At 64.8% G+C, this 25,094-nt stretch carries 23 protein-coding genes and 1 tRNA gene; 12 read left to right on the top strand and 12 right to left on the bottom strand.

Features of this window, described 5'->3' with window-relative positions:
- Positions 1-55: 55 nt before the first annotated feature.
- The 3 genes from ACFQS4_RS17760 (at position 56) to ACFQS4_RS17750 (ending at position 1,663) form a co-directional block, all read left to right on the top strand.
- A tRNA-Gly gene (locus ACFQS4_RS17760) sits at positions 56-126 on the top strand.
- A gap of 382 nt (positions 127-508) precedes the next feature.
- On the top strand, positions 509-1,303 hold the full coding sequence (locus tag ACFQS4_RS17755; RefSeq protein ID WP_500194980.1) for an NAD+ synthase: 795 nt from the start codon (positions 509-511) through the stop codon (positions 1,301-1,303).
- Positions 1,304-1,516: 213 nt separating this feature from the next.
- Positions 1,517-1,663 carry a DUF1328 family protein gene (locus ACFQS4_RS17750; protein ID WP_253430255.1) on the top strand — a complete coding sequence of 49 codons (147 nt, stop codon included), beginning with the start codon at positions 1,517-1,519 and terminating at the stop codon, positions 1,661-1,663.
- A 191-nt stretch (positions 1,664-1,854) separates the two neighbouring features.
- Here the strand turns inward: ACFQS4_RS17750 and arlJ are convergent, their stop codons facing one another.
- The 6 genes from arlJ to ACFQS4_RS17720 are packed head-to-tail and all read right to left on the bottom strand — an operon-like array spanning position 1,855 to position 7,987.
- On the bottom strand, positions 1,855-3,579 hold the full coding sequence (gene arlJ, locus ACFQS4_RS17745; RefSeq protein WP_500194976.1) for an archaellar assembly protein ArlJ/FlaJ: 1,725 nt from the start codon (positions 3,577-3,579) through the stop codon (positions 1,855-1,857).
- A 14-nt stretch (positions 3,580-3,593) separates the two neighbouring features.
- Positions 3,594-5,273 (bottom strand): archaellum flagellar ATPase motor FlaI, encoded by a 1,680-nt coding sequence (flaI, locus tag ACFQS4_RS17740; protein WP_500194974.1) that lies wholly within the window; start codon positions 5,271-5,273, stop codon positions 3,594-3,596.
- 1 nt (position 5,274) lies between these two features.
- The gene (gene arlH / locus ACFQS4_RS17735; RefSeq protein WP_500194972.1) at positions 5,275-6,000 is read right to left on the bottom strand and encodes an archaellum protein ArlH; all 726 of its coding nucleotides are present in this window, start codon (positions 5,998-6,000) and stop codon (positions 5,275-5,277) included.
- A complete protein-coding gene (arlG, locus tag ACFQS4_RS17730) occupies positions 5,997-6,464 on the bottom strand; it encodes an archaellum stator protein ArlG (protein WP_500194970.1) in 468 nt (155 codons plus the stop codon). Before arlG ends, arlH begins: the two co-directional genes overlap by 4 nt.
- Positions 6,454-6,897 carry an archaellum stator protein ArlF gene (gene arlF, locus ACFQS4_RS17725; protein WP_500194968.1) on the bottom strand — a complete coding sequence of 148 codons (444 nt, stop codon included), beginning with the start codon at positions 6,895-6,897 and terminating at the stop codon, positions 6,454-6,456. Before arlF ends, arlG begins: the two co-directional genes overlap by 11 nt.
- A gap of 4 nt (positions 6,898-6,901) precedes the next feature.
- Positions 6,902-7,987 (bottom strand): FlaD/FlaE family flagellar protein, encoded by a 1,086-nt coding sequence (locus ACFQS4_RS17720; protein WP_500194967.1) that lies wholly within the window; start codon positions 7,985-7,987, stop codon positions 6,902-6,904.
- Between the two features lie 621 nt (positions 7,988-8,608).
- On the opposite strand from ACFQS4_RS17720, the gene ACFQS4_RS17715 reads away from it, so the two are divergent.
- From ACFQS4_RS17715 to ACFQS4_RS17700, 4 genes are read left to right on the top strand one after another with little or no spacing between them, the layout of a single operon-like run.
- Positions 8,609-9,211 carry a flagellin gene (locus ACFQS4_RS17715; protein WP_500194965.1) on the top strand — a complete coding sequence of 201 codons (603 nt, stop codon included), beginning with the start codon at positions 8,609-8,611 and terminating at the stop codon, positions 9,209-9,211.
- 2 nt (positions 9,212-9,213) lie between these two features.
- On the top strand, positions 9,214-9,825 hold the full coding sequence (locus tag ACFQS4_RS17710; protein WP_500194963.1) for a flagellin: 612 nt from the start codon (positions 9,214-9,216) through the stop codon (positions 9,823-9,825).
- A gap of 2 nt (positions 9,826-9,827) precedes the next feature.
- Positions 9,828-10,424: a flagellin gene (locus ACFQS4_RS17705; RefSeq protein WP_500194961.1), complete on the top strand. Its 597-nt coding sequence runs from the start codon at positions 9,828-9,830 to the stop codon at positions 10,422-10,424.
- 26 nt (positions 10,425-10,450) lie between these two features.
- Entirely contained in the window at positions 10,451-10,954 is a 504-nt protein-coding gene (locus tag ACFQS4_RS17700; RefSeq protein ID WP_500194958.1) for a DUF7500 family protein, read from the top strand.
- A 170-nt stretch (positions 10,955-11,124) separates the two neighbouring features.
- Here ACFQS4_RS17700 and ACFQS4_RS17695 read toward each other — a convergent pair whose 3' ends face one another.
- Positions 11,125-11,250: a hypothetical protein gene (locus tag ACFQS4_RS17695; RefSeq protein WP_256498842.1), complete on the bottom strand. Its 126-nt coding sequence runs from the start codon at positions 11,248-11,250 to the stop codon at positions 11,125-11,127.
- A gap of 187 nt (positions 11,251-11,437) precedes the next feature.
- Here ACFQS4_RS17695 and ACFQS4_RS17690 point away from each other — a divergent pair, with 187 nt between their 5' ends.
- Positions 11,438-12,295, top strand: coding sequence for an SOS response-associated peptidase (locus tag ACFQS4_RS17690; protein ID WP_500194955.1), 858 nt, complete (start codon positions 11,438-11,440; stop codon positions 12,293-12,295).
- Between the two features lie 137 nt (positions 12,296-12,432).
- Here the strand turns inward: ACFQS4_RS17690 and ACFQS4_RS17685 are convergent, their stop codons facing one another.
- Complete coding sequence (locus ACFQS4_RS17685) at positions 12,433-14,055, bottom strand: ABC transporter permease (protein WP_500194954.1); 1,623 nt, start codon at positions 14,053-14,055, stop codon at positions 12,433-12,435.
- A gap of 103 nt (positions 14,056-14,158) precedes the next feature.
- On the opposite strand from ACFQS4_RS17685, the gene ACFQS4_RS17680 reads away from it, so the two are divergent.
- From ACFQS4_RS17680 to ACFQS4_RS17665, 4 genes are all read left to right on the top strand, one after another.
- A complete protein-coding gene (locus tag ACFQS4_RS17680; RefSeq protein ID WP_500194951.1) occupies positions 14,159-14,695 on the top strand; it encodes a gluconate 2-dehydrogenase subunit 3 family protein in 537 nt (178 codons plus the stop codon).
- Positions 14,692-16,323 (top strand): GMC family oxidoreductase, encoded by a 1,632-nt coding sequence (locus ACFQS4_RS17675; protein WP_500194948.1) that lies wholly within the window; start codon positions 14,692-14,694, stop codon positions 16,321-16,323. The genes ACFQS4_RS17680 and ACFQS4_RS17675 overlap by 4 nt, the downstream gene beginning before the upstream one ends.
- A gap of 82 nt (positions 16,324-16,405) precedes the next feature.
- The gene (locus tag ACFQS4_RS17670) at positions 16,406-17,266 is read left to right on the top strand and encodes a dolichyl-phosphate hexose transferase (RefSeq protein WP_500194946.1); all 861 of its coding nucleotides are present in this window, start codon (positions 16,406-16,408) and stop codon (positions 17,264-17,266) included.
- Between the two features lie 937 nt (positions 17,267-18,203).
- The gene (locus ACFQS4_RS17665) at positions 18,204-19,214 is read left to right on the top strand and encodes an alkaline phosphatase family protein (protein ID WP_500194945.1); all 1,011 of its coding nucleotides are present in this window, start codon (positions 18,204-18,206) and stop codon (positions 19,212-19,214) included.
- 74 nt (positions 19,215-19,288) lie between these two features.
- Here ACFQS4_RS17665 and ACFQS4_RS17660 read toward each other — a convergent pair whose 3' ends face one another.
- The 4 genes from ACFQS4_RS17660 to ACFQS4_RS17645 are packed head-to-tail and all read right to left on the bottom strand — an operon-like array spanning position 19,289 to position 25,055.
- Positions 19,289-21,496: an ArnT family glycosyltransferase gene (locus tag ACFQS4_RS17660; RefSeq protein WP_500194942.1), complete on the bottom strand. Its 2,208-nt coding sequence runs from the start codon at positions 21,494-21,496 to the stop codon at positions 19,289-19,291.
- Positions 21,497-21,500: 4 nt separating this feature from the next.
- Positions 21,501-22,622, bottom strand: coding sequence for a substrate-binding domain-containing protein (locus ACFQS4_RS17655; protein WP_500194938.1), 1,122 nt, complete (start codon positions 22,620-22,622; stop codon positions 21,501-21,503).
- 50 nt (positions 22,623-22,672) lie between these two features.
- A complete protein-coding gene (locus tag ACFQS4_RS17650; RefSeq protein WP_500194935.1) occupies positions 22,673-23,878 on the bottom strand; it encodes an alpha-1 4-glucan-protein synthase in 1,206 nt (401 codons plus the stop codon).
- A 40-nt stretch (positions 23,879-23,918) separates the two neighbouring features.
- On the bottom strand, positions 23,919-25,055 hold the full coding sequence (locus tag ACFQS4_RS17645) for a lysylphosphatidylglycerol synthase transmembrane domain-containing protein (protein ID WP_500194933.1): 1,137 nt from the start codon (positions 25,053-25,055) through the stop codon (positions 23,919-23,921).
- Between the last annotated feature and the right edge of the window lie 39 nt (positions 25,056-25,094).

Genomic DNA, 25,094 nt, shown 5'->3' with positions numbered 1-25,094 from the left:
AGTCGGTGACGCAGAAAGGAATGCACTTAAACGAGGAGGTGGTAGGAGTGGGCGAGCGCGGTTGGTCCAGTGGCAGGACATTAGCTTCCCAAGCTAATAGCCCGGGTTCAATTCCCGGACCGCGCATCCTGCGGCGAACAAACCCGTGAGCCGCAGGTGTGCTCACGGAATTGAACTACGCGAGACCGAACGGAGTGAGGTCTCGCCATCGAGTTCAATTCCCGGACCGCGCATTCTAGATTCCGGCACGACTAGACAGATATCGCTCCGCCGGAGAAAACCACGTCCTCGAAACCGCTCGAGCCACCATGGAAACCCCATACTGTGTATTCTGTGCCATCAGACATAGAACGGATACCTGGCCCAGGACACCCGAAACGCTGTCGAACCGGCTCGAGAACGACACATCGAAAACAGCGCATCCCGTCTACCGATTTAAATCGAACGCCCGTCCACTTTTCCCGCTCGAGGCGAGCCTATTAGTCGCTCTCGAGCAAACACACGCGCGATGATCGATCTTCGATTCTCGGAGGCGGAACTCGAGGCGCGACGCGAACATATGGTGCAGTTCGTCCGCGACCAGGTCGAGGCCGCGGGCGTCGGCGGCGTCGTCCTCGGCCTCTCTGGCGGGATCGACAGCACGACCGTCGCCTACCTCGCCGTCGAGGCCCTCGGCGCCGAACGCGTTCACGGCCTCGTCCTCCCTGCTCGCGTCAGCAGCGAGGACAACATGAGCGACGCCGAGCGGGTAGCGCGGGACCTCGAGATGAGTTACGACGTGATCGAGGTCGAACCCGTCGTCGAGGCGCTGCTCGCGGCCTACCCCGAAGCCGAGGGCGACCACCTGGCGGTCGGCAACGCCCGCGCTCGCGTCCGGGCGGTGTTCAACTACCTGGTGGCGAACCACGACGGGCGACTGGTGCTGGGGACTGGCAACCGCAGCGAGGCCGCCGTGGGCTACTTCACGAAGTACGGCGACGGCGCGGTCGACTGTCACCCGATCGGCAACCTGTACAAACAGCAGGTTCGCCAGCTGGCCCGCGCCCTGGGCGCTCCGGAGGACCTGGTGACGAAGACGCCGACGGCCGAGCTCTGGGCCGACCAGACCGACGAGGACGAACTCGGTATCGACTACGACACCCTCGACGCGATACTCGTGAGCCACGTCGATGGGCCGCTCTCGGTCGCGGCGACGGCTCGGCGCCTCGAGGTCAATCCCGAAACGGTCGAGATGGTCCGCGGGTTGTACGAGGCCAGCGCGCACAAACGCCGAGCCCCTCCCGCGCCGGAACCGCTCGAGTGATCGGGGTTCGCTGGCCACGCTAGCGTGTCGTATTCAATCTCGAGTCGCGGGCGGTCCGCTACACGAGATGCGAGCGATCGGCGACTCGACAACGAAAACGGTTCTCGTCATCGATCGTGACGGTCACTGGACACGTACTATCTCCCCCCTTGTGAGTTAGTGGCACCTGCAGGCCGCACTGGTTTGCAGAAATCCGTGGTTCGCATAAATGGTATGCTCGAACTGGCACTGCTGTTCTTCGTGATAGCACTGATCGCCGCCGCCCTCGGGGCAGGTGGTGTAGCAGGCCTGAGCATGACCATCGCCAAGTGGCTGGTCCTGATCTTCCTGGTACTGGCCGTGGCGTCGCTGTTACTGTAGCCCGGGGGCGGTCCCGGGCCGGGGGTCGACCGCCAGCGGGGTGGTCGGTGCCCTTCGGCGCAGTACGCACCAATCGCCAGCGACTGCTGTTCTCCGTCGAGATAGAGTGCTCGTGAGCGTCGGCGCTCTCGAGCGATATCGGGCAAGGGTACCGACCTGTAGTCGCCAACTCGAGAGCGAAATCGAGCCCCTCAGACGGCGACGACCGCGTTGACGACGTAGGTGGTGATCGCGGCGACGATGGCACCCAGCCAGGACATGAACACGAAGTGGACGAGCCCGCTGAGGATGTGTCCCCGGTCGGTGAGCCGGATCATGATGGCAGAGAGCGCGGCGTTGATGAAGATCGTCGTGATCAACAGGTACTCCATCACGACGAGGTTGTACTGGCTGGTGTTGAGCAGGTCGCCGACCAGTTCCTGATCGAGGTCCATTTCGGCGGTGATGTCCATCATGATCTCGACGACCTCGAGGCCGATGAAGAACGCGAAGACGCTCGAGGCGGTGATCCCGTAGAGGACGCCGATGAGCGTGGTCGTCGCCTGCTGGCGCTTCTCGCGCACCTTCAGCACCTGGTTCTGGTTCTTGCTGATGACCTGGCCGAGCACCTTCGGGTCGCCGCCCATCTGCCGGCCGACAACGTACATGTCGCCGAACTTCTGGATCAGGTACGACCCCGTCTCTGCGGCGAACAGTCGCCACGATCGGACGTCGTCGATCCGCATGTTCAGCCGCTTGTAGAGCGCGTCGACGTTCTTCGTGAGCGAGCCGAAGTCCTTGTGGCGCAGGCTCTCGAGGACGCTCCCGGTCGAGGTCTGTTTGACGCTCTCGACCGCCCCGAGGGCACGGATGAAACTCGGAAACTCGCTGTCGCGATTCTTGACCTTCTTCTCTTCCTGGCGCATGCGCCACCCGGGGAGGAACAGCGGGGTGACCGGAATCGCCGCCATGATCGGGAGTGGAACCCGATCCGGCGCGAGCGGCGTGAATCCGAGAACGACGGCGATGACGAGGACAGCGAGCAGGAGGCTCGCGCCGACGCCGATGACGAGCGCCCGTGGAATCCGGACGAGCGGCCCCTCGCCGTCGGTCTCCTCGATGTACCAGAGCGGGTCGTACGGGGAGATGGTGTGGACGGCGTAGACGAAGCCGGCCTGGACGAAGCCGAACATGACGATCGTCCCGGCGATGAGCAGGGTCGGACTCGTCCCGATCAGGATCGGGAGGATGATGGCGAACACGAGGACGAACGCCACCGAGAGCATCATCGACAGGTACAGCTCTTTCATCACGTCGAGTTTGGTCAGGTCGCCCTCGTACCGGGTGACGAACTGCTGGATGATCGTGTCCTGTTCGTCCATCAGGAAGTCGCTGATCTCCTGGCCGCCGCCGACGGTGTACGCCAGGCGCTCGAGGAAGTCCGAAAGCAGGGGACTCTGGGTCTGTTTCGCCCGGATTCGGCAGGCGTCGTCGAGACTCAGGTTCCAGGTGTCGACCAGCGCGACGAGGTGGCCCATCTCCTCGGCGATGGCCTGGTACTCGTCTTCCTCCGCGAGGATGCGGAACACCTCGACGCGGTTGACGTTGGTCGTCGAGAGGACGGTGATGTGCGTCAGGAAGAGGTGAAAGCGCTGGCGGACCTCCTTGCGCCTGCGATCCTGGGCAATCTTCGGGTAGACGACGGCGACGACGACGGCGAACAGCCCGAAGACGACGGCGGGAACCGTCACCGTGAGCGAGAAGCCGAGCACGAACGGCACGACGATCGATGCGACGAAGATGGCAAACGCCGGGAGAACGACGAGCAGGAGGTACCGCTCGACGGACATCTCCATGGTCTCGTAGGCCGCGTTGATCGAGGCCAGTGCCGAGCGAGTGGAGAAGTCGGGTTGCTGGGTCTGGGTGTCGGTCGCCATGATTTCGGTGATCGTTACGCGAACTGCTCGAGGCCGCGAACCTGGATCGGGAGCCCCTGGACGCCGTCGCGCTGGAAGTCCGTGATGGCCTTGTTGACCTCGTTGTAGCCCAGCACGTCGGCGTCAATGAGCTGGCGGATGATCTCCGCGCGACGGTCGAGTTCGTTGTAGATGTCGCGGGTGTCCTGGTAACCGAGCAGGGTCGCGATCTGTTCTTCGAGGACGTAGGAGTTGTTCCGCCCGGTGAACGTCACGTTGTCGTCCCTGGGGTCCCAACTGAAGGCCTCGCGGGTGACGACGCCGCCCTCGTAGTCGGAGTAGCCTTCGATCTCCTGGACCGAGGTGACCCGTCGGAGGATGTCGTCGCCCTGTTTCACCCGGTTCTGGAACAGTGCGACGTCGCAATTGTCCATGAACGTCTCGGGGACGTTGATCGGGTTCCCGGTAAATCGCTGGATCATCGAGACGATGTCGCTCGCGTGGAACGTCAGGATGACCGGGTGGCCCGTCTGAGCGGCCTGAAACGCCATCTGCCCTTCCGCACCACGAACCTCACCGACGATGATGTAGTCGGGGCGAGAACGCAGGGCGGCCGCCACCAGGTCGAACATGTCGACGTCCGCGTTGCCGTCGCTCGAGCCTTCTCGAGTCAGGAGTTGCTGCCAGGTGCTGTGAGGCGGCACGACCTCGGCGGTGTCCTCCGCGGTGTAGATCTTGGCGTCTCGCGGGATGAACGAGAGCATCGCGTTGAGCGTCGTCGTCTTCCCGGACGCCGTCTCACCGACGACGAACACCGTCTGTTCGTTCTCCAGACAGAGCCAGAGGTAGGCCGCGAGTTCGGGGCTGAGCGTCCCCCACTTCGTGATCTGGAGGATGGTCAGGGGAATCTCCTCGCCCTGGCGGATCGTCAGCGATGGCCCCTGGACGGAGACGTCGTCGGAGTATATGATGTTGATACGCGAGCCGTCGGGCAGGGTGGCGTCGATCACCGGGTCCGAGTCCGAGATGGGGTGGTTCATCCGCTCGCCCATGTTCCGGAGCCACTGCTCGAACTCCTCGGAGGAACCGAAGTCGACCGTCGCCTCGACCATCCCGTAGGTGCCGTGATCGATGTAACACTGGTGGGGACCGATGACGTGGATGTCCTCGTTGGCCGTGTCGACCATCACCGGTTCCAGGGGACCGAGGCCCACGATATCTCGCTGGAGCTGGTAGCGGATCTTGTCGTACTGTGCCCGGGTGAGGCTGATCTTTCCGCCGCCGAACGCGCGCAGTCGACCGATCGACTGGCCGGTGATTCCCGAGGTCACCTCGGCGACCTCGCCCAGCAGTTCGTCGAGGTGGGCCTCGAACTCCTCGTTGTCGCTCGGGGCGGGCCGGGTGACGCTCTTGTCGAGGATCCGCTGCCTGATCTGGTTGTACAGCGCCTTGTCGGCCTCGTCCAGGATCGGCTCGACGCAGTAGTACGTCTTGTCGATGCCCACGTCGCCGTAGACGTGACAGAAGATGGGCGCCTCCGCCTCGTAGATCACGTTCGGGCGGTGTGACTCCCACTCGCCCGACGGCTCCTCGATGAGCGTCGGGTACTCGCCGTACTCCTCGTGGAACCACTCGAGGTGCTCACGGAGGTGGGGATACTCGTTCGCCAGCGCCTCGAGTTCGTTCGAGAGTCGCGCGGTGCCGAAGTCCGCCATCTCAGGCCACCGTCCGGCTGACAATCGAGACGCCCCGGCCCTGCTGGACGTTGAACCCGATGGAGTCGTCCACCGGGCTCTTCATGTTCTGGAAGCGACGCACCCTGATCTGGCGGCGAATCTCCTGGCCGACCGCTGACGTCTCGATGTCGAAGTAGACGTCTGCGACATTTCGGAGCGGTCGGAGGGCGTCGTCGTCGACGCTCGTCGGGTCGACCGTCAGTACGACCGTCTTGTCCTGGAGCGTGACCTGCCGGAGGAACGTGACCAGTCGCTGGAGGACGTGGTCGGTGTCGGCCGGGTCGGCCGCCTCGAAGTTGGGATCGTTTCGCAACAGCGCCGAGAGCGTGTCGACGTAGACCACGTCCGCCCGCCAGAGCGTCTCGGCGTCGGCCAGTCGCGCCAACAACTGGCGCTTCTTCCCTCTCGAGTGGGTGTCGACGTTCGCGTGCAAAAACAGCATCTGCTCGCCGAGCAGGTGATCGACCACGTCGTAGGACAGCGAGTGCATCTGCTGGACGAACTCCCAGGACTCGAGTTCCGTCGAGATGTAGGTGACGTAGGTCCCCTCCTCGGCCATCCCGTAGGAGAAGCGCTGGGAGAGGGCACTCTTGCCGGCGCCGTCTTCGCCCTCGATGAGCACGACGCTCCCCTCCGGCAGGCCGCCGCCGATGGCGTTGTCCACGCGGTCCGTCTCCGTCAATCCGAGCGAGTAGTGGTCGGTCATAGGTAGAATTCGAACACCTCCCTGTCGCCGCCGACGTCGACGACGACGCGGTGGTCACCGGGGTCGAGCCCACCGTCGACGGCGACGACGAGTTCGGCGACTTCGCCGCGTCGCCAGGTCGGGCCGTCCGTGAGGACCGACACCTCGAGGCCGTCGCTCTGGACGTAGGTTCCGTCGACGAGGACGTCCAGGCTCGCGCCGTCGGTGGGGAGCGTTCGCTCGCCCGTGTTCTTGACGAGGAGCGTGATTCGTTCCTCGCCCGCGGTGTCGTTGTAGGCGGCGTCGCTTCCGGCGTCGCTGATGATCTCGACGTCGGTGTCGATCTCCTGCTTGACGCTGCTGCTCTGGGTGTCGATCGAGTTGCTGAGTTCGTTGACGTTCGCCACGAGCGTGCCCGCGATTCCCGCCGCGACGAGCATCGCGGCGATGAACAGGATCAGGGTCGAGACGGATTCACTGGCCATCGGTCACCTCCATGAGGAGCCGGGCGAGCCCGTGTTCGGTAACGACCTTGACCCGGTTCGGGGCGTCGGTAACGTCCGCGACGGTGAACCGGAGTACCTCTCCGCTGTGAACGCGCTCTCGCGTCGCGTCGCCCTCGACGCTGGTTTCGGCGTCCGTCCGAACGGCTCCGTCCACCAGCAACGTCGTCTCGGTCACCGACAGCGTCGTCGTCCCCGTGTTCGTCACGTTCACGCGGAGTTCGTCGCTCGCGTCGTCGTAGGTCGCCCCGAGCGCGATATCCGAGTTCCGCAGGTCGAGCGCGCGCTCGTTCCGTTCGTCGATGGCGTCGGCCCGTCGCTCGTGGGCGGTCTCGACGGTCGGGTAGACGATACCGACGGCGACGAGAAGTCCGATGAAGAGGATCGCCACGGCCCCGCTGGTGCTGAATCCCATCCTGTCACCTCTGGGGGGTTACTTCCCGCTTGGTCTCGTGGATTTCCTGGAGTTTCATGATGTACGTGTAGCTGTCGGCGTGGTCTTCGGCGGTGAGTTCGTCGGGCGTCGTCTCCGGATCGACGTGCATGTCGAGATCCGGCCCGCTGAGGACGCTCTCGAGGTGGTCCTTTACGTCCTCGCTGATCCAGCCGATCTCGCGGTAGTACGAGATGGCCCGGAGCGTAGCGGCCGGGCCACCGGTCCGCACGAGGGCGGTGAGCCACTCGAAGACGATGATATCGCTGGCGTACGTGTTCGAGAGTCGCGCGAGGGTGGCGTCGCTGGTGTCGGCGTCGTCCTCGTCCTCGACTACCTCTCCGTCCGCACCATCGACGCTATCGGTCGCCTGCACCTCCACGTGCGTGTCGTCGACGTCGTCCTCGTCGAACGTGATGGTCTGTCCAGTTTCGTCGGCGGACGCGTCGGCCGCCGCGTCCTCGATCATCCCCTTCAGGTCGTCGAAGGAGACGGATTCCGCTTCTGGATTGGCATCCATCTCGAGGCCGTCATCGTTTGCGTCGGTGGCCTCCGTCGCCGGTTGGCCGAGACCGAAGCCCTCGGGTTCGTCCTCGTCGTCGAAGACCCCGAATCCGTGGCGCTCCTCGCCGCTCCCCGTGAAGGGGTTCACGTCGTCGGTCAGCCGATCGTAGATCCCCAGCAGCTGGCGGATCGTGTCGTTGACATCCTCGACCTGGCTCGAGACGTGCTGGGTGGAGTCCTGGATCGAGCCCAGCGTGTTGCCCTTCTGCTCGAGGTCGTCCTCGAGGTTCTCGATGCGGTGGTAGAGGTCGTCGACGACCTCGTCCTCGTCGAGTTCGTCGGGGTCGGGCCGCGGCTCGCGTTCGAAGGTCGTGGCCTCGGACTGGCCGGTCGCGGCTTCGTCGGGTCCGGGTTCGTCGCCGTCGTGTACGGCGTCAGTGTCGGCGGCTCCGGCTTCGGCCTCCGCGTTCGCCTGCCGCTCTGCCTCCCGATCCCGTCCTCGTCGGCCCCCGGAGTTCCCGAGGAAGTTCTCGAGCAGCTCGCGGAGGTTCCCGAGGCCGAGATTCATTGGATCACCGCGCGTGTGGGGCGTCGCGTGTGGGTGGAAACGGGAGCGAGAATGGGTATGGGGGCGAGGGCGAGAGCGAGAGCGAGATTGGAAGCGAAAGCAGATTCCAAAACGGAACCGAAAGCGAAAACGGGACTGCGGCCAGAACCCTGACGACGGCCACAGGCACCAGAGAGGCAGTGACGCGGGCCGGCGGCGAGCCCATCGTCACGTCGCGCAGTTACAGTCATTCATCACTCAGTAGTCACAGTAGCGGTATAGTAGTACGCTCGAGTTCGCCCCCCGATTCGGCCCGCGTATCGAGTCGTGAGTCGGCGTTCGATACGCCACTCGATATTCTACAGAGGTTGATTACCCAACTAGGCTATGAGTCGAACGGGGTACATCCCCAGAATCTGTGATGCCAACGATATCGCCGCACGCCGACTTTCGACGGGGTTCAGACGCGTCCGTTCGCGTCCACACGACCCCGTCGCTACGTCCCCCCAGGAAGCGACGGGCTGTGCCCGTCGAGTCGGCGGAGACAGGCTCGAGGGACCGACAGGGTGCCTCGAGGGACAATGGTGGGTTGACTACTATTGCGATCGGCGGCTCGAGAGGGCACACAGGGTGTACGCATACATGTTCGAAACAATAACAGAAAACGACGAACGCGGTCAGGTGGGTATCGGTACCCTCATCGTCTTCATTGCGATGGTGCTGGTTGCGGCGATTGCCGCTGGCGTCCTGATCAACACGGCTGGCTCTTTGCAGAGCCAGGCGTCCGATACCGGAACCGAAACCCAGCAGGCGGTGGCGAATCAAATCGAGGTTATTCACGCGACGGGTGACGTAGTGCAGAACGAGTCCGACGCTAACGACGGGAACATTACGGACCTCAATATCATCGTCAAGAAATCGGCTGGTTCTGACGTGATTGACCTTACGTCGGTCACCGTCCAGTTCACGAGCTCCGACGTATCGCAGGCGCTGCTGTACGACGACGGATTTAACACGACGGGAATCGCCGGCACCGACGAAGCGGGCGACTCGCTGACGAATACGGACGACCGGGTCCGGATCGAGATCGATCTCACCGCCGCCAATCCACAATTCACTGACGACGCCGTGCTTGAAGAGGGTGACAGTGCGACGCTCAGCCTCGTCGACCAGTCCGGTGCCAAGTTCACGTACGGCGTGACTGCACCCGCGACGTTCGGTGACAAGAGCGTGGTGGAGGTCTAATCATGTTCGAGAATCTAACCAACGCTGACGAACGCGGGCAGGTGGGTATCGGTACCCTCATCGTCTTCATTGCGATGGTGCTGGTGGCAGCGATTGCTGCCGGCGTCCTGATCAACACGGCTGGCTCGCTGCAGAGCCAGGCGTCCGACACCGGAACCGAGACCCAGCAGGCAGTAGCGAACCAGATCGAAGTCGTCCACGCCGTTGGCTATGTCAACGATAGCAACATCTCGGACATCGACCTGACGATCAAGAAGTCGGCCGGTTCCGACGTAATCGATTTGACGTCTATGACCGTTCAGTACACAAGCACGACGACGGATCAGACGCTTGAGTACGCGAGCAATACGAACCTTGATGATGCAGCAACCGGTACCACGTTCGGTACGGTCGAGGTCGGCAGCTCCGACGCCAGTACGGCGGAGAGTGAATCCCTCACGGACACTGAAGACAGAGTTGTCCTCCGACTGGACACAGATACCATCGAGGGTTCCACTAATCTCGGAGAAGGTGACAGCGCAACGGTCACCATCACTGACCAGTCCGGTGCACAGTTCACCTACGGCGTGACTGCCCCGGTAACCTTCGGTGACAAGAGCGTGGTGGAGGTCTAATCATGTTCGAGAATCTAACCAACGCTGACGAACGCGGGCAGGTGGGTATCGGTACCCTCATCGTCTTCATTGCGATGGTGCTGGTGGCAGCGATTGCTGCCGGCGTCCTGATCAACACGGCTGGCTCGCTGCAGAGCCAGGCGTCCGACACCGGAACCGAGACCCAGCAGGCAGTAGCGAACCAGATCGAAGTCGTCCACGCCGTCGCGGAAACAGATGAACCCGACGAGCCGTTTGAGCAGCTCAACCTGACGGTCAAGAAATCGGCTGGCTCCGATGTAATCGATTTGACGGCCGTGACCGTACAGTACACGGACGGGCAGAATTCGACCACGCTGGCCCACTCGGATGTGGTCGGTACCACCGAACCTCATTTCAACACTACCGCAGCGACGACCAGCTCGGACCCCAGCTCGCTAACTGACACGTCCGACCGAGTCGTCATCGCGATCAATCTGAATGAATCGGTGAACCCATCCGCACTCAACACCGGTGACAGCGCGACGGTCGAAATCGTCGACCAGTCCGGTGCAAAGTTCACCTACGGCGTGACGATGCCGCAGACGGTTAGCTCCGATCAGACAGTCGTCAACGTCTGATCACCCACGCCTACAACTACTAACGCATGACCCCCGATCCAACACACGACGACGCAATACTCACCCCCGACGACCTCGAGGTCACGCCTGACAACGAGACCGTCACACAGTTGGGTGAGAATCGGTACGTCGTGCGGTCGGAGTCAAATTCGAGTTCCGACCTCGAGTCCCCCTCGTTACCGTCACCCGACGGCGAACACGGCCTCGAGACCGAGGCGGCTGGTGAACGCACACGCCAGCGTGCCGATATCGGTCTCGAGTCCGATGGAGGGCTCGAGTTCGGAACCGGTTCCAACGGTTCGGACGCACCGCGTGAGCCCGACGAGTGGCTCGCGGCCGCGTCCGAACCCCACGGGGTCGAGATCACCTTGAAGACCGACGGCGAAATCGCACACCACCGCGCGACGTCTCACGACGTTCGCGAGGTGTTCGCCGACCTCCTGACCTGGTACGCCGGGCAGCTCGACGACGACATGTCGCCGACCGACGCGTTGCAGGTGCTGCTGGCGACCACGGATCTCGAGGCTTAGGCATTCGCTGCCGGTTTTTACTCACGCTGTTACCCCCTCGAGCGACGGCTCTCCGCGGGATGGGTCGGACTCTCGCTCGAGTCATTTGGGTGAACTCGAGCCGTCTGAAACGGACTCGAGTCGAGCCCAGGCTCGGCGACCGACCGTCGATCTCGAGGAGGCGACGGCGATCACCGCTCGCACTCGACCGGCGAGTCCGTCGTGATCCAGCGTTCGGGCTGGTCGTACTCGCGAATCTCGAACCATCCGTCGTCGGTGAACGACGCTTCGTAGGCGTCCGTGTGCTCGGCGGACATACTCGTGTCGAGGAGAGCGAGGGTCATGAGTACGAACGTGTTAATCCGGCCCATCCTATTGCAGCCAGTTCTTAATCAGTCCTTAGCGACTGCATACCACGGGGAACGATCGGGATTTCGTTCAAGACACCAGTCGATCGTTCAGAGGGGCGATACCGGTTTGGTCCTGGGACCCCTCTAGGAACGTATGTGTGGCCGTTACACCCTCTTTCTCGAGCAGGGCGACCTCGAGGACCGGTTCGACGCCAGGTTCCCGGCCGACGAAACGTTTGCGCCGCGGTACAACGCCGCGCCGGGACAGCGCCTCCCGATGATCACGAACGACGAACCCGCCGCGTTTCAGCAACTCAAGTGGGGGCTGCGGCCGGCGTGGCGCGAGGACTTGCAGGCCTCGGGCGGCTCGAGCGGTTCGAGCAGATCGAGCGGGCTAATCAACGCCAGGGCGGAAACCGTCGCCGAGAAACCGAGTTTTCGTCCGGCGTACGAGATGCAAAGTAGCCCAGTCGACCGGTCAGGCGACGTGAATGAACCGTCTGAACGGAATGAATCGAACGCAGGAGATCGGGAACCCGTCTCTCGAGGTCGGTGTCTGGTCTCGGCCGACGGCTTCTACGAGTGGGCCACAACCGAAAACGGGGACAAGCAACCCTACCGCGTCACGCTCGCGGACGACCGCCCGTTCGCGATGGCCGGCCTCTGGGAGCGCTGGGAGCCCGACCCGGAGACCACCCAGGCGGGCCTCGAGGCTTTCGGCGGCGGCTCGAACGAACGTGAAAACGAAGGCGCCGCCGAACGTGAGCCGGGACCCGTCGAGACGTTCACCGTGCTCACGACTCGTCCGAACGACCTCGTCGCCGACCTCCACGACCGCATGGCGGTCATCCTTGAGCCGGATCGCGAACGCGAGTGGCTGACCGCCGACGACCCGCGGGACCTGCTCGAGCCCTATCCCGCCGAGGAGATGCGGGCCTATCCGGTGTCGACGGCGGTCAACAGTCCGACGGTGGACGAGCCGTCGCTGGTGGAGCCGCTCGAGGGCGTCTGATTCGATTTACCGGCTAAACCTGGGTCGTCGGCTGGATCCGGCTCACCGGCTGGATCCGGTCGCCAGCTAGACCCGGTTCTCCAGCTAGATCTAATTCGTCAGGCCCGAACGACTACCCGATACTCGTGCCCAGCGGCTCAAAGCCCCTCGCGACCCCCCTGCGTGAGGAGCACGACCATCGAGAGCCCCGAGACGACGATCAGCATGAGCGCGGGGATGGCGGCGTACTGGAAGTAGGCGGCCTCCTGGGCGCGCCAGATCACGGTTACGAGAGTGTCGAAACCGGTCGGGCGCAAGAAGAGGGTCGCGGGCAGTTCCTTCATCGTCGTCAGGAAGACGAGTGCGGCCCCTGCGGTGATGCCCGGGGCGATGAGCGGAAGCGTCACCCGGCGGAACGACTTCAAGGGCGTGTCGCCGAGCGTCCGAGCGGCCTCAACGAGGGTCGGATCGACCTGCAGGGTCGTCGACCGAATCGAGCCGACCGCCTGGGGGAGAAACCGGATCACGTAGGCGAAGATCAAGAGTGGGAGCGTCTGGTACAGCACCGGGGCGTACGGCAGGTCGAGCGCCTCGTAGTCCGTCCCGACGGAGACGAGCGCGAGGCCGAGGACGACGCCGGGAACGGCGAAGCCGACGTAGGTTGCCCGCTCGAGCACCGAGACGAGCGTGGCGTCGGACCGGGCCGCCAGATAGGCGACCGGGACCGCGGCCGCGACGGCGACGAGTGCGGCGGCCCCCGAGACAAGAAGCGAGTTGTACGCGTACTCGAACTCGAAGGCCAGTTCGGGGCGGGCGTAGGGGTCGGCAGTCACGAGCCACCGTCCCAGGATCCACAGCGGAACGAGCAGGGAGACGACCGTGACGCCGACGGGCAGGAGCGTCGCGGGCCAGCGCCAGCGACCGAGTTCGACGACGGTTCTCGAACGGCCGCCGCCGTCCCCGTGGACCGTTCGGTTCGAGCGGACCTTCCACTCGAGGGCGAGGACGACGAGGACGATGGCGAGCAACTGGAGGGAGAGGAAGGCCGCGTACTCCCGGTTCCACTGCTGGAACTCGACGTAGATCTGGCGTGTGAAGACGGGCAGTTGCATGATCGCGGGCGTCCCAAAGTCCGAGACGGCGTACAGCGCGGCGAGCAGGGAACCCGCGACGACGGCTGGTCGGATTTGGGGCAGGGTCACCCGGCGGAAGGCGCCCCAGGTGTCGTGGTTGAGCGTCCGGGCGGCGTCCAGCAGTCGCGTGTCGAAGGAGAGTAACGCCGCGCGGGTGGTGAGGTAGACGTAGGGGTACGTGTAGAGCGTGATGACGAGAATCGATCCCCAAAGACCGTAGATCTCGGGTAGCCGTTCGATGCCGAGGGGCTCGAGGATCGACTGGAACTCGCCGCGGGGGCCGAAGGCCGAGACGAACGCGAAGGCGCCGATATAGCTCGGGACGACCAGCGGCAGGGCGACGGCGACGGCCCAGAAGCGCCGAAGGGGGAGGTCGGTCTGGACGGTGAGCCACGCCAGCGGGACGCCGACGAGAATCGAGCAGACGGTGACGCCGACCATCAACAGGAGGCTGTTGCCGACGATTTCGACCGTCTTGGGTCGGACGAGCAGGCGCCAGGCGCGACCGCCGTCGATCCGGGTGGCCTCGACCAGGAGCCACGAGAGCGGAAACAGCAGGGTCGCCGCGATCGCCGCGACGAGGGCCGTCAACCCCAGCGGGAGCTCCTCGTCGGCAGAGATTCGACGGACGATCGACGGGCGTGACATCTGCGGGTACGCGATTCTCGAGTCCCGGAGTATTTGCCGGTGTCGTTTGCCGGCCACTCCGGTTTCAACGAGTATAAGTTTTAGGTGTGCCTAACTCGTGGTGATGGACCTGACGCGACGGGACGCCGTGGCCGCCCTCGCGGCACTGGGCGTCGGCGGGGGAGCCGCCGCGACCCTCCGGTACGGCCGCTCGAGGAGGACGAGCGACCCAGCACTCGTCGACGAAGAGCGCATCCGAGCGACGCTAGTCGCCGCCGCCGAGGTCGTCTACCCCTCGGCAATCGACGGCGTCGAACCGTTTGTCGAGGCCTTCCTGGAGGGACGACTGGCCGACCCCGACCACGCGGCGGCGTTGGACGAGACCGTCGCGAAACTCGAGGAGTTGTCCGAGTCGTGGCACGGCGCTCGATTCGTCGTGCTGTCGGTTGCGGACCGGGACCGATTCCTCCGCGAACTCGGGGCGGACGCCGCCTCGGAAGCGCCGGAGGGCACGACCGCCGAGCGAGTTCGGTACTACGTCGTCAACGAGCTCCTGCTCGCGCTGTACGCGTCGCCGACGGGGGGCAAACTGGTCGGTCTCGAGAATCCTCAGGGACACGCGGGCGGAATCGACACTTATCAGCGGGGGCCAGACTCGTGAGCTGGAGTCGGCCACCCGCAGAGGCAACGAACGAGTCGGTCGGATCCGGCGACCGGACCCCGGTGACGGAAGCAGACGTGTGCGTGATCGGATCCGGGCCCGCCGGCGGGATCGTTGCGACGCAACTCGCGGAGGCGGGTCACGAGGTGGTGATCCTCGAGGCCGGGCCTCGATTCGATCCGGCCGATCGACTGGCCAGACAGGAGCGCGCGATCCGACCCGCCTACGACCGGCCGGACGTCTGGGACGGCGACCCCGAACGCGACGCTCACGCCGCCTCCGGGGAGTGGTTCTATCCCCTGAATCACGCCCGCGTCAAGGGTGTCGGCGGCTCGACGCTCCACTGGCAGGGGATGGTCATGCGCCTCCACGAGGACGACTTCGAGTCGGCGAGCGCTCGTGGGGCCGGCGTCGACTGGCCGATCGACTACGCCGACCTCCGGCCGTACTACGCCGATGCCGAGCAAGAACTCGGGGTCTCGGGTGCCGACAATCCCTTCGGTCCGCCCCGGGAGGTACCTCACCCGATGCCGGCGTTTCCACCCTCCTACAGCGATAGCCTGTTCGCGCCGGCCTGCGACGCCCTCGAGATCGCGATGCATCCGGTCCCGAACGCCCGGAACTCCGAAGCCTACGACGGTCGCGGCGGCTGCGTCGGCTACGGCACCTGCCAGCCCGTCTGCCCCTCCGGCGCGAAATACGACGCCACCGTCCACGTCGAGCGCGCGGAGGCCGCGGGGGCGACGGTGCTCGATCGGGTTCCGGTCACGCGACTCGAGCACGGCCCCGACGCGGTCGAGGCGGCGGTCTACGCGACGCCGGACGGCGACACGTACCGCCAAGAGGCCGACGCCTTCGTCGTCGCTTGCGGGGGCGTCGAGACGCCACGTTTGCTGCTGGTTTCGGAATCCGATCACTACCCCGACGGCCTCGCCAACTCGAGCGACCTCGTCGGGCGGTACTTCATGGATCACCTCTTCGCCGGGATGGGCGGCGTCCTCGAGGAGCCGACCCGGCAGAACCACGTCGGCTTCCTCACCAGCGAGTGCCACCAGTTCTACGACGAGGCCGACGAGGAGGTCGCACCGTTCAAACTCGAGTTCTTCAACTACGCTGGCCCCTCGCCGGTGGAACTGGCGCTCACCGGCGACGACTGGGGCGACACCCTCCTCGAGCGCCTCCAGGCGGAGTACGGCACCCACGTCGGCGTCGGCGCGCTCGTCGAGCAACTCCCCCGGGAGGACAGCTACGTCGGCCTCGACCGCGAGCGAACGGACGACAACGGCGTTCCGATTCCGGACGTCCACTGGAACGTCGGCGAGCGCGCGTTGCGAACCGTCGAGCGGGTCAACGAGATCCAGCGATCGATCCTCGAGGAACTGGGCACCGAGATTACCTGGCAGGTCGGGCCGGAGAACACCGGACCCGCCTACCACCACATGGGGACGACCCGGATGGGCGAGGACCCGGCCGAGAGCGTCGTCGATCCTTCGCTGCGGACCCACGACCTCGAGAACTGCTGGCTCGTCTCGAGTTCGGTCTTCCCCACCGGTGGCGCGATGAATCCGACGCTGACCATCGCCGCCCTCGCGTTGCGGGCAGCCGAGGTGATCGAGGACGCTCTCTAGCGCTCGCCACCATCCCACCTCCCCCCTTCCCTGTTTTAGGCAAACCTAAAACATTAAGTGGCACCCGGTGAGAGTACCGGTAATGAGCGTGGAGACACCCGCAGACGACGGCGACGAACTCGAGGTCGACGCCGAACCCTCGGATCGACCCGGGGAGTCGATCGACCCTGGCAACGGTGCAGACTCCGACGACGAATCGACGAGAGAGTCGGCCGACGGGAGCGGCAGTGACGAGTACACCTTCGACGACGTCGCTGTCGTGATGGGGACGTACAACGAGGAGCAAGCGATCGGGACCGTTCTCGCTGACATCGAGCGCGTGACCGACGGCCGCGCCGAGGTCGTCTGCGTCGACGGGTCCTCGGACCGCACGCCAGAAATCGCGCGCGAACACGGCGCGACCGTGATCGAACAGGAGCCACAGGGCTACGGCGTTGCCGTCCATGAGGCCATCACGGCGCCCGAACGCCCGGTGATCGTCACTACCGACTGTGACGACACCTACCCGATGGAGCAGCTCCCCGAGTTCCTCGAGTTGATCAACCGAGGTCACGACGTCGTCAGCGGCGACCGCCTCTACCAGGGCGCCGAGGCGATGCCGCCGCTCAACCGACTCGGCAATCACGCCTTCGCGGCCCTCGCCAGCGTCCTGATGGGCACGCGCGTCCACGACACTACCACCGGGATGCGTGCCTACCGCCGCGAGGTCATCGAGGACATCGAGTGGTCCGAGAACACCGGCCTCTCGGCCGAACTCCTGATCCGGCCCCTGATGCGGGGCTACGACGTGGTCGAACACCCCATCACCTACGCCGAGCGCGCGGGCGAGACCAAACTGGACCCCATCCAGGGCGGCTACGAGATCGCGCGATCCATCGGCAAGGTCGCCCTTGAGGAGCGCATGCGGGAGTTGCCACACGAGCCGCGGCGACACGACCGATAGACGGGCATCGACTACATCGGAGTACCACACTGTGAAACTATTCGTCGTCGCTCTTCAGGAACAGCGTGCTGGTGAGTGCTGCCACTGGAACGGTCGTGGGCGAAGATATTGATACGGGATCACCCGACTACGTCTACGCTCCCACCCAGTGTGGTTCGTTCGGAGAGGAGTGTCGCGAGGGACCTATCCATTAACTGCGGGCGGGTTTCGATAATCCGGTCTACCAGGAGACGGTCGTGGTCTGTCATTTTCAGCCAACGAAACAGTGCAGAGTACCGTATCGCCACCGTTGACCGCACGGGAGTATCCTGCGAAATGTGATTCAGCACGGTACCGACCACTGAACGCCGAGGAGAGTGGAAAAACCGTCCGCTGAATCTATCGGTCGACTTGGATCGTCTGCTGACGTATGTTTGTTCGACTCGAATTCAAGACGTGGTCAATTTCGTTTCTCTCAACTGTTGTCACCGTACAATTCTCACCTGCTGAAAGAACTTCGTCTGGTCGATGAGGCCAGTAGAGGCTATGTTTAGTAGGGAATAGTCACCAAATTCCCAGACGTTTATAAAGGCGTCCGCAGTCGGGTGTTTAGAGAATTGATAAATAAAGGGACATACTCCAGGGTATCGTATGGAATGGAGTTCCCTCTACAACCGACAATTTCGCACATTATGACGAGACACCCCTCGATCGATCATCGAGATCGGTCAGGGCGCCTCGAGGACCGACACCGACATCACATGACGACGATTCGACGCCTTTCTACCAGCGCACATCGCCGTACAGGAACACGGGTCACGCGTTCAAACATCTGTAGCCAGCAAGCACGCAGGGGGCTGAACCGGGACAACCGAAACCAATTGGTCGCACACCAGGAAAACACTGGGGAGCTGGTCGGCGACGATCACTGGACGGGCAACGGGGATGGGCGCACCGTATGAGGGAACTTAGCGTCCGCTCCTGGATCGACCGAGCGAAGCGAAACTGGCAGTCGGACAAGAAGCGAGCGGTCCTCGAGGCGGCCTACTGTCTATATCTTGGGCCGTGGTTCACGGCGACGTCTCGACGTCCCATCGGGACGAACGTGTACGACCTCGAGTGGGACGCACTCATTATTCTGGATGCGTGCAGAGTAGATGCGCTTCGGTACCTCGCGCCCGAATACGACTTTCTGGACGCGAGGAGCATCGACTCGATACTGTCCGTGGGAAGTGGTTCGCGGGAGTGGCTGGTCAAAACGTTCAACGAGGACCGTCTCGAGGACGTCCAGGAAACCGCGCTCGTGACGGCCAATGGCTTCGACCGGGATATCTTCATGAACGGCCGATACCTCCCGGGTATTGCCGTCCCGTTCTGCTGGCCGGGTGCAGAGCCGGTCTCGGAACACGATTTCCTCCGATACGATCCGGTGTGGCGTGACTGTCGAGACGAACGGCTGGATACGGTTCCCCCGGAAGCGACGACGAACCGAGCCATCCTGGCCGGACGAGAGGCCGACGCCGACCGACTCGTCGTCCACTACGCGCAGCCACACACGCCCTACATTGCCGATGCAGCAACCGACGGTCGGAGAGAGTTGACAGACATCGAGCAGAGTGCGTGGGGAGCGCTCAAGCAAGGTTCAGTACCGAACGAAGTGGTGTGGCGAATGTATCTCAACAACCTTCGTCACGCGCTCGATTCGGTCGGCGTGCTCCTCGAGAACCTCGACGCGGAGACGGTCGTACTCTCGGCCGACCACGGCGAGGCATTCGGCGAGTGGGGAATCCAGGGACACCCAACCGGCCTTCCGCACCCACACGTGAAACGAGTTCCGTGGGCGACGACGACTGCGACCGACTACGAATCAGTCGCGACTGACGATATTGCGAGTCCAGCGGTGAATCCCACGGAAGACGATGGGACCGTCGAGGAACATCTGGAGGCGCTCGGCTACGGGAAGTTCTAACGCAGCACCGTTGCCCGATACTGTTCCAGTGACAGTGCTCTCACCAGCACGCTGCTTGTGAAGAACGTTCGTCGTTAATCCGCAGTCACTTCGAGTTCCGCCTCGAGCCGTTCCCACTCGGGCAGGTCAGCATCCTCGGGCAACGTCCCCTCTCGCCCGCAGTCGGTGGCGAGCCGACAGCCTCGCGTTTCCGGCGGCCAGACGACCTCGAGCGTGCCGTCTGCGACCCGAACCGTGGTCTCCTGGCGGTAGGTGTAGGTGCCGCCGTCAGGCTGAACGAGCGTGACCGAGAGGACGATTCGGTTAGTGGCCGCGAGTTCGATCCCCTCTTCGGTCGGCGTGCGAGTCGCCGTCGACGGGGCCGACAGGGTAGCGTTACCGGCGTCGTCGCTCGCGGCCGCCACCGTCCAGGCGACGCGGATCTCGTCGGTCGGGTCCTCCAGGTGGTACTCGACGGAGCCGTTCGCCCCCTCGAGGGTAACGACGGCGCGGCTGACCCGGTTGGGGACGCCAACTGTCGTCTCGCCGTCCATCGTCGCACCTCGGCGGACCTCGAGCGGCTGGAGAACGGCCTCGATCTCGTCGGGGCTCGCGCCCCACGCGCCGCGGTAGGTGTACCGGTAAGGGTCGCGGTCGGGGTAGGCGTCGAGGACAGCGAACTCTCTCTCGGGGTCGCCCTCCAGGACGTAGACGACGTCGCCCTCGAGATCGGGGTCGTTCCTGAGCGCCTGGAAGGGATGGTTGGTCCACTGGCCGTAGGGCGCGGGTTGGAAGACGAGGGCGTTCTCGAGGTCGCGGTCGTCGAACGGTTCGTATGCCGCCTCGGCACTCCGGGTGTAGTCGGCGTTGCGATCGATCGGTCCCGAGATGAGCGCGACGGTGGTCGTCGCGAGGACGAGCGTCGCCACCAGGGCGAGGGAAACGAGGACTCCGCGAGGCGAAACCGGCGCGTCGACCCGCTCGAGGAGTTCGGGGACGCGATTCCGAGCGAGACGCCACCCGGACACCATCGCGACGGCGGCGAAGACGGCGAACGGAGCGAGCAGGTCGAAGTGATAGAAGGGACCGGACCGACTGACGAGGCCGTTCGTCGGGTCGTCCATCGTCGCCAAAATGTTAAAATTGCCCCAGAAGGCGACGTTGCCCAGGACGACGGTGACGACGACGCCCGCGAGGAGCGCCGCGGGTAGCGGGAAGACGACGACCAGGCGACCCCGGGATCGTGACCCGGTCCGGCGTCCCTCGAGCCACTGCCGACCCGCCAGCACGCCTCCCGCAACCGCCGCCAGGGTGCCGACCGGACCGGCGACGATCCAACGGGTGGTGAGGTACCACAGGACGTAGCCGTTGGCCTCGAGGGCCAGCGCGGGCGTGTACTCGACGCCGTGGCCCACGATCTCGCGATAGCCGAACCCGGGGCCATCCAACGGCGCGAACGCCTGGAACGGAAACTCGAGGGGGGAGCCGGTCAGCCGAACGTTGTACGCGAGCGCGAGGCCGACGAACGCGAGGCCGATCGTAGCGGTTACGAGGTTCCGTCGGACGGGGTCGGCCCACGGACGGCCACGTCGGAGGGCACCGGCGGTCTGCCAGCCGGCGTGGACGATGAACGGCAGGGCGAACAAAACGGCGGTGTACGGCCGGGCGAAGAACGCGATGCCGACGGCGACTCCGGCGACGGCGGCCATTCTGGTGTCTCCGGAGCGGACGCCACGGAGGTAGCAGACGGCGAAGAGGAGGTTCCACAGCGTCGTCGGAGCGTAGGGGAGGAAGACGGACGAGGACAGGAGCGCCATCGGTGAGGCCGCGAAGAGAACGGACGAGACGAGGCCGACTCGTCGGTCGGCGACTGTCGAACCGAGGACGTAGGTCAGGTACGCGTTGAGCGCCGCCACGACCCCCAGCGTGACCCGGGGTTCGTCGAACAGGGCCATCGAAACGGCGAACATCCCGGCGGGGACGGGCGCGTACTTCGGATACAGCCGACCGTCCTCGAGGACGAAGAACCACGGTCTGACGGCCTCGGCGAGGGCGCCCGCGTGAATCTGGAACTGCCCCTCGAGCAACATTGCGGCCTGCAGCAGGTAGACGGCCTCGTCGTCGTTGCTCGAGTGATACGGAAACAGCTCGCTCGCGAGGGTGAAGACGACGAGACCGGCGAGGGCGCTCACGAGGAGCGCGTAGCGGCGCTCGCGCGGGCGGGTGGCGGCCCGGAGAACGGAACGAACGGAGCGACGCGAGGGTAGGTGGCTTCGAAATCGGTGCCGGCGGGGATCGATCATCGCCTCATGTGTTGATGCCGACCTCGCGCATGAGGTCGATCGTCGGCTCGAGGTCCGAGAGCTGCGAGAGGTCGACGTTCGGTACGTCGAGTTCGTCGATGGCCGGCAGGTCGCCGACCGGGTCGACGTCCGAGACGAGCGGGTACTCGTAGGTCTCCGTGGCGAAGTACTCCTGGGCTTGCGCCGAGAGCAGGTGACGGACGAAGTTCTGGGCGAGGTCGGCGTCGTCGGCCGCGTCCGTGACGGCCGCGCCGGCGACGTCGAAGACGGCGCCCGCGTCGCCCTCGGTGAACGACGTGGCGATAGGGGCGTCCGGTGACCCGTCGAGCACGCGCTGGACGTAGTAGTGGTTCGTGAACCCGGCGTCGATTTCGCCGTTGGCGACGGCCTCACAGACCGCGAACTCGTCGGCGTACTCCGCGATTCCCGAATCGACGACGCCCTCGAGCCACTCGCGGGTCGTCTCCTCGTCCTCGAGCAGGCGCATGGCGGTCACGAAGCCCTGGCAGGAGCCGTAAGAGGGGGCCCAGCCCAGGTCGCCGTCGAAGTCGGTCGCGTACGCCTGGATGCTGTCTGGCATGTCCTCGGCCGAGAGCGAGTCGGTGTTATAAGGGACGGTTCGAGCGCGCCCGGAGGTACCGACCCACTGATCGGTCCGGAACTCCTCGCCGACCATCGAGGTGACGTCGTCGGAGAGCGCCTGCGTTCGGCCCTCGTCGGCCAGCGCACCGAGGGCCGCCGCGTCGACGGTGTAGAACACGTCGGCGGAGGTTCCCGAGCCCTCCTCGGCGATCTGGTTGACCAGTTCCGAGGAGTTACCGTACCGCGGGTCGACCGTGAAGTCCTCGTAGTACTCCTGGAGGTCACCGAGTAACGTTCCGACGAGGAACTTGCCGCGGCCGGAGTAGACGGTCAGTTCGCCCTCGAGGTCCGGAAGGTCCTCGACGTGAGTCCCGCCCGGTTCGGGGCGTCCGGCCCGCCCGGAGCCGATCTGTCCAAAGGTGTTGGGACCGTCGTCGTCATCGGTTCCGATCAAGCCGAGACAGCCGCCGACGCTCGCGGTACCGAGCGCGGCCGAACCAGCCAGAAAGGTGCGCCGAGAAGGTGAATCTGATCGTCGGGTCATGTTTTTAGGTTCGCCTAAATATATTTATAAGCGTCGATGTGTGTCGGGCGTCAGTGGCGGACGGCTTCGACATGGTCCGTCGCAGTCGATCCCTCGAGACGCTCGAGACGGTCGAGACACTCGAGCCACTCGAGCATGTACTCTCCCACGTGATTGAAGAACGCGCCGTTGGTGTACTCGTCCCAGTCGCCCTCGGCGAGCGCCCGGCCCATCGCCTCGAAGACGCCGGCGTAGCTCTCGCGGTTGCCGCCGACGTCGTCGACGATCGCCCAGAGGTGTTCGTTGAGCTCGAGGCCCGGCACTTCGTTATTGAGGTCGTCGAACGTGCTTCGCGGCGCCTTGTTGTGTTCACACAGCGGGTTCCCGTTGTAGATCCGTGTTCCGAGGACGTCGCAGGCGCGCTTGAGGAAGACGCCGCTCCAGATGTCGTCGAAGCGCCCGACGTTCCACTCGTTGTCGTCCATCGGCAGCTGATAGAACGCGGGGACGACCTCCCGGCGGAACGCGAGGTTCATCGAACAGACCGTCAGGTACTGGCCCGGTTCAGCGACGAAGTCCCCCGCGAAGTCCTCGCGCGTCGTCCGCGTCTGTGCCTGTCCCTCGAGGTCGCCGTCCATCAGGATCCGGACGGCGTCGAGGTCGGGGACGTTGGTCCACAGGCCCTGGGAGGCGACCACGTCGCCGGACTCGAGGGTCGTCGTCCCGGTCTCGACGGTTTCGTCCATCGCGGCGTAGGGATAGCCCCGCGGGTAGAGGCCGTGCTCGTCCGCGTTCTGGTAGAGGACGTTCACCCACTGCTGGTCGGAGCGGACGGACTCGACCTCGCCCTCGAACGCGAGGTTCTCGAGGTGGGTACCGAAGAAGTCCACGTCATCGTGGGGCAGGGTGTCGTCGTCGATGAACACGCCGTACTCGAAGCGGCCGTGGGCCCACAGGTAGAGCAGTCCGAAACTCGTCTCGGCGTGGCTGGCCGCCGGCACGAGGTGGGCGTACTCGGCGATTCCGTGCGCTTCGTACCACTCGTCGCGACGGGTGCCGTCGAACACCTCGCCCGAGACGTCCTCCTCCTCGAGCATCGCCGCCATGGCGTCGGTATCACAGAAGTCCTCGGTGACGAGCACGACGTGCAGGCGCTCGAGGTCGAAGCCGTGGTCGCGGGCGTTCTGGAGGTAGGAGCGCACGCACTCGTACTCGCGGATGGTCGGCACGACGACGCAGATATCGGGGACCCGGTCTCGATCCGTACGCTGACTCATTGACTCGTAATTTTTTAGGCTGGCCTAAAACAGTACCGATTCATTCCGACCGTTCGTCGGCGAGCCCCGAAACCGACAACCCGAGCGCTCCGGCGCTCAGGCAGCCGCCGACGAGGGTGACGCCGTTTTTCAGCGCGTGATCGACGAGTGCCGCAGCCAGCGCCGTGCTGGCACCGATGGGGGTGATCGACACGATGAGAGCCGTGAACGCGGCCTCGTACAGTCCGACGCCGCCCTGTGAGAGCGGTAACACCTTCGCCAGGTTGCCGACGCTCACCGCGAGCGTCCCGACGGCCAGCAAGGGGAAGACCTCGAGCCCGGTTCCGAACGCCGCGAGCACGAGTACGGCGGTCACCACGTCGAGCGACCAGATCGCGAGGCTCGTCGTCGCGACGGCCGCGAGGGAGTGGGGCCGTCGGGTGATCGCCTGGAGGTGGCCGACGAACTGGAATCCGGCCTCGAGCGCGGGCTCGAGTCGATCACCCCAGGTGTGCGAACGCAGTCGTGCGCCGAGACCCGTGGGGGAGCCGTAGCGAGCGGAGGCCGCGAGTACGACCCCGACGCCGACGGTGGCGGTGCTGACGACGGACGCGGCCAGGACTGCGCGTCGAGCGCCGCCGGTGGTGAACACCTCGAGCGGGGACGCGGTCCCGCTGAGCGCGAGCCAGGCGGTCGCCCCGATCGCGAGGGCGCTGATCGTCGCCAGGTCGAAGAGGCGTTCGACGACCAGCGACGCGCCGCCGGTAGAGTAGGGAACGCCCCACCGATTTTTGATGATGTACGCACGCGCGCCGTCGCCAGCCCGTGCGGGGAGTGCGAGATTCGCCAGTTGACTCACGAAGATCGCAGCGGTCAGCGGCGCGGTTCCGACGCGGTAGTACATCGTCCCCAGCACGTCGCCGTAGCGCCGCCCGCGAAGTGGCCACGAGAGAAGGTAGACCGCGACGGCTCCCACCAGCAGTCGGCGGTCGGCGCGGGCGACCTCCGCGAGCACTGTCTCGAGTTCGATCGATCGAAACGCGACGAGCAGGCCGAGAACGATGCCGATCGCGACGACGAACGGTCCGTATCGCCGGAGGCCGGCCTCGAGCGAGCTAGTTTTTGGGCCGTCGCTCGACGCTGATCGGTGTAGGCGCGCGGTCGAATCGTTCTCGAGCCGGTGCCGTCCGCCGTCCATACGAACTCGTGCAGGACCCAGATATTTAAGCTCACCTAA

Origin of the sequence: Saliphagus sp. GCM10025317, from assembly GCF_042663665.1 — an archaeon.
In the GTDB taxonomy this organism is placed as follows: Archaea; Halobacteriota; Halobacteria; order Halobacteriales; family Natrialbaceae; genus Natronosalvus.
Note: the sequence above shows the minus strand (reverse complement) of the source record. Positions and strands in the feature narration are given on the sequence as shown.

Excerpts from the sequence above, each read along its gene's own strand:
- ACFQS4_RS17755 (WP_500194980.1), top strand. The coding sequence starts at position 509 with ATGATCGATCTTCGATTCTCGGAGGCGGAACTCGAGGCGCGACGCGAA.
- ACFQS4_RS17750 (WP_253430255.1), top strand. The coding sequence starts at position 1,517 with ATGCTCGAACTGGCACTGCTGTTCTTCGTGATAGCACTGATCGCCGCC.
- arlJ (WP_500194976.1), bottom strand. The coding sequence starts at position 3,579 with ATGGCGACCGACACCCAGACCCAGCAACCCGACTTCTCCACTCGCTCG.
- flaI (WP_500194974.1), bottom strand. The coding sequence starts at position 5,273 with ATGGCGGACTTCGGCACCGCGCGACTCTCGAACGAACTCGAGGCGCTG.
- arlH (WP_500194972.1), bottom strand. The coding sequence starts at position 6,000 with ATGACCGACCACTACTCGCTCGGATTGACGGAGACGGACCGCGTGGAC.
- arlG (WP_500194970.1), bottom strand. The coding sequence starts at position 6,464 with ATGGCCAGTGAATCCGTCTCGACCCTGATCCTGTTCATCGCCGCGATG.
- arlF (WP_500194968.1), bottom strand. The coding sequence starts at position 6,897 with ATGGGATTCAGCACCAGCGGGGCCGTGGCGATCCTCTTCATCGGACTT.
- ACFQS4_RS17720 (WP_500194967.1), bottom strand. The coding sequence starts at position 7,987 with ATGAATCTCGGCCTCGGGAACCTCCGCGAGCTGCTCGAGAACTTCCTC.
- ACFQS4_RS17715 (WP_500194965.1), top strand. The coding sequence starts at position 8,609 with ATGTTCGAAACAATAACAGAAAACGACGAACGCGGTCAGGTGGGTATC.
- ACFQS4_RS17710 (WP_500194963.1), top strand. The coding sequence starts at position 9,214 with ATGTTCGAGAATCTAACCAACGCTGACGAACGCGGGCAGGTGGGTATC.
- ACFQS4_RS17705 (WP_500194961.1), top strand. The coding sequence starts at position 9,828 with ATGTTCGAGAATCTAACCAACGCTGACGAACGCGGGCAGGTGGGTATC.
- ACFQS4_RS17700 (WP_500194958.1), top strand. The coding sequence starts at position 10,451 with ATGACCCCCGATCCAACACACGACGACGCAATACTCACCCCCGACGAC.
- ACFQS4_RS17695 (WP_256498842.1), bottom strand. The coding sequence starts at position 11,250 with ATGTCCGCCGAGCACACGGACGCCTACGAAGCGTCGTTCACCGACGAC.
- ACFQS4_RS17690 (WP_500194955.1), top strand. The coding sequence starts at position 11,438 with ATGTGTGGCCGTTACACCCTCTTTCTCGAGCAGGGCGACCTCGAGGAC.
- ACFQS4_RS17685 (WP_500194954.1), bottom strand. The coding sequence starts at position 14,055 with ATGTCACGCCCGTCGATCGTCCGTCGAATCTCTGCCGACGAGGAGCTC.
- ACFQS4_RS17680 (WP_500194951.1), top strand. The coding sequence starts at position 14,159 with ATGGACCTGACGCGACGGGACGCCGTGGCCGCCCTCGCGGCACTGGGC.
- ACFQS4_RS17670 (WP_500194946.1), top strand. The coding sequence starts at position 16,406 with ATGAGCGTGGAGACACCCGCAGACGACGGCGACGAACTCGAGGTCGAC.
- ACFQS4_RS17665 (WP_500194945.1), top strand. The coding sequence starts at position 18,204 with ATGAGGGAACTTAGCGTCCGCTCCTGGATCGACCGAGCGAAGCGAAAC.
- ACFQS4_RS17660 (WP_500194942.1), bottom strand. The coding sequence starts at position 21,496 with ATGATCGATCCCCGCCGGCACCGATTTCGAAGCCACCTACCCTCGCGT.
- ACFQS4_RS17655 (WP_500194938.1), bottom strand. The coding sequence starts at position 22,622 with ATGACCCGACGATCAGATTCACCTTCTCGGCGCACCTTTCTGGCTGGT.
- ACFQS4_RS17650 (WP_500194935.1), bottom strand. The coding sequence starts at position 23,878 with ATGAGTCAGCGTACGGATCGAGACCGGGTCCCCGATATCTGCGTCGTC.
- ACFQS4_RS17645 (WP_500194933.1), bottom strand. The coding sequence starts at position 25,055 with ATGGACGGCGGACGGCACCGGCTCGAGAACGATTCGACCGCGCGCCTA.